The following is a 2,468-nucleotide window of genomic DNA, read 5'->3' on the forward strand; positions in this document are numbered from 1 at the left end:
CCCGCTTTGCGCCACCCCGCCCGCCTCCTCGGCCCCGGGGCCCGCACACCGGGGGGGGCCGGGTTCCGCCGGGGGCGGCTCCCGGGGGTCGGCGGCCCCCGCGGGGCCCGCCGCCGACTTCATGCCCGGAACCCACCGAACCCGCAGCGCCACCGAGACCGCTCCTCCCGACCGCCCTACGGCCACCGGCGCGGTCGATCTGGCCGGGCCGGCACTGCACTCCACCGGCACCGTCGGCGCCGACGACCGGGCCATCGTGGCCGTGCTGACCCTGCACCCCGTCGGCACACCGTACGGCACCGCGTACTCCCGTCTCACCCACCTGGTCGCCTCCCTCGACGTGCCCGGTGCCCAACACCCCTCGGGCGCCTGGCTCGGCACCGTCGGCTCGGGGGTGCGCGTGCGCGCCGACGCGACCACGGAATCGGCCGTGATCACTACGTTGCCGGCCGGCGTCGAGGTCCTGGTCGACTGCCAGAAGCGCGGACGGCTGATCTCCGACAGGTCCCGCAGCAGTGACTGGTGGGCCCACCTTCCGCAGTACGGCGGCTATCTGACGAACGTCTACGTCGACACCAGCGGCGACCGGATCCCCGGCGTTCCCGTCTGCTGACCCGCCGTGGCCCGCGCTCACCGAGGGCCGCACGCCGCCCGCTCGGCACCCGGCCGTGAGCCGCAGCCCGGCCCCTCGCAACCACATCGGCATCGGTCGCCCGCACCCTCGGCACACCGAACGCCGAAGCGAGCGGCGACCGCGTTCCCACCCGCCCCTTCGGACGGAGCACTCCCACATGCCCTGCGCATCTCCTCCGGGGCGCGTACGCGCCCCACCCACGCCCGGCAGCGCCGACACCCGCTTGTCCCCGCCCGGTGACCCACCTCGCCGGCACCCTCACCGACGCCAACGACGCTTGCTACCCAGGAGCCCCCCATTGCCGACTCCCCATCTCCGCGGTTCCGCCACCCGTGGCAGAGCCCGCCTCCTGCCCGCGCTGAGCGGCGCGACTTGTCTGCTGGCCCTGGCCGGCACGGCGCTGGGCACGGCCCCGCAGGCCACCGCCGCCGCGCAGACCGACGCATCGCCGGTGTCCTGGCGCGCGGACCTCTCGGCACCCGGGGCCGACGACGTCAACGTCCGTTACAGCGCTGGCGCGTTGCGCGTGCGCGACAACTCCTTCAGCCCCGCCTCACTGGGCCGGGACCGCGGATACGCCTCGGCCGTACTGCAGACGCACCACCTGGACCGGCCGGTGAACCGGCTCACCGTGGACCTGGACGCCACGGTGCCGAGCGGCGCGAGCGTGGTGGTCGACGTCCGCGGCCGGGACGCCGACGGCGCCTGGACCGAATGGCGGCAGTTCACCGCGGGCGCCCCGGCGCAACTACCCCAGTCCGTCGGCGAGATACAGGCCCGGGTGACCCTGTGGAGCACCAAGGCCGGTGCCACGCCGGCCGTCCGCGGTCTGAGGCTGACCGCGGACGATGTGGGCACCCCGCCCGCTCAGCCCGCACTCACCGCCGCCTCCGCCTTCTCCGCCCGCGTCTACGCCACGCGTGAGGGCCTGGTCGGCGGCACCACAGCCAACGGACACGTCATACGCAGTAACGACCACTTCGTCGCCCTGCCCTCACGACGCGCCCTGTCGCCCAGCGGAAGCGGTCAGTACTCGGTGCAGGTGTGCGGGCCGGCGCGCTGCGAGACGGCACCCGTATGGGACGTCGGCCCCTGGAACACGCACGACGACCACTGGAACCCCTCCTCGCAGCGCGAGCAGTGGAAGGACCTCTCCCGCGGCCTGCCCGAGGCACAGGCCGCCTACCAGAACGGATACAACGGCGGCCGGGACGAGTTCGGCCGCCAGGTGGCCAACCCGGCAGGCATCGACCTGGCCGACGGCACCTTCTACAACATCGGCCTCAGCGACAACGGCTGGGTGACCGTCACCTACCTGTGGACGGACGGCGGAGACACCAAGTCCTTCCCGACCTGGGGCACGGACGTGAGCATCCGGGCGCAGGCGACCACCAACTCCACCCGCGTGGCCGGCCTGGCCGGCCCGACGACCGTACGCGTGAAGTGCCAGGTCCACGGTCAGCTCGTCAACTACGACGGCTACAGCAACGACGCCTGGTCGTATCTGCCCGACTACGGAGGCTACATCTCCAACATCTTCATCGACGTCCCCGACGCCTGGCTTCCCGGCGTCCCGACCTGCTGACCCCCACCGCCCGGGGCGGTGCTTGCCGGCGTCCATGAAGGTTCTACGGTGCGTCCGGCGCCGCGGCGGGGGCTGACCCGTCGAGCAGGGCCCGCCCCAGGTCGGTGCGGTGGTGCAGAACCCGGTTGCCCGCGCGGCGGGTGGCGGCCCGTCCCGCCACGCGCCGCACCGCCGCGTGGGGGGCGGCGGGGTGGGAGGCGGCGGCCCCCCCCCCGCGCGGCGGGCGCGGGGGGGGGGGGCGCGGGGGGG

General features: G+C 74.6%; 2 protein-coding genes and 1 pseudogene. 2 read left to right on the forward strand and 1 reads right to left on the reverse strand.

Going from position 1 to position 2,468, the window contains the following annotated elements:
* Positions 1-613, forward strand: a 613-nt coding sequence (locus ACFW2E_RS38180) for an SH3 domain-containing protein (protein ID WP_384474035.1), incomplete at its 5' end; no start/stop codon positions are given.
* 319 nt (positions 614-932) lie between these two features.
* Entirely contained in the window at positions 933-2,219 is a 1,287-nt protein-coding gene (locus ACFW2E_RS38185; RefSeq protein ID WP_384474037.1) for a hypothetical protein, read from the forward strand.
* Between the two features lie 43 nt (positions 2,220-2,262).
* On the opposite strand, the pseudogene ACFW2E_RS38190 reads toward ACFW2E_RS38185, so the two are convergent.
* Positions 2,263-2,468: pseudogene (locus tag ACFW2E_RS38190) on the reverse strand (hypothetical protein); the annotation flags it as partial.

Origin of the sequence: Streptomyces sp. NPDC058964 (genome assembly GCF_042741275.1) — a bacterium.
Classification (GTDB): Bacteria; Actinomycetota; Actinomycetes; order Streptomycetales; family Streptomycetaceae; genus Streptomyces.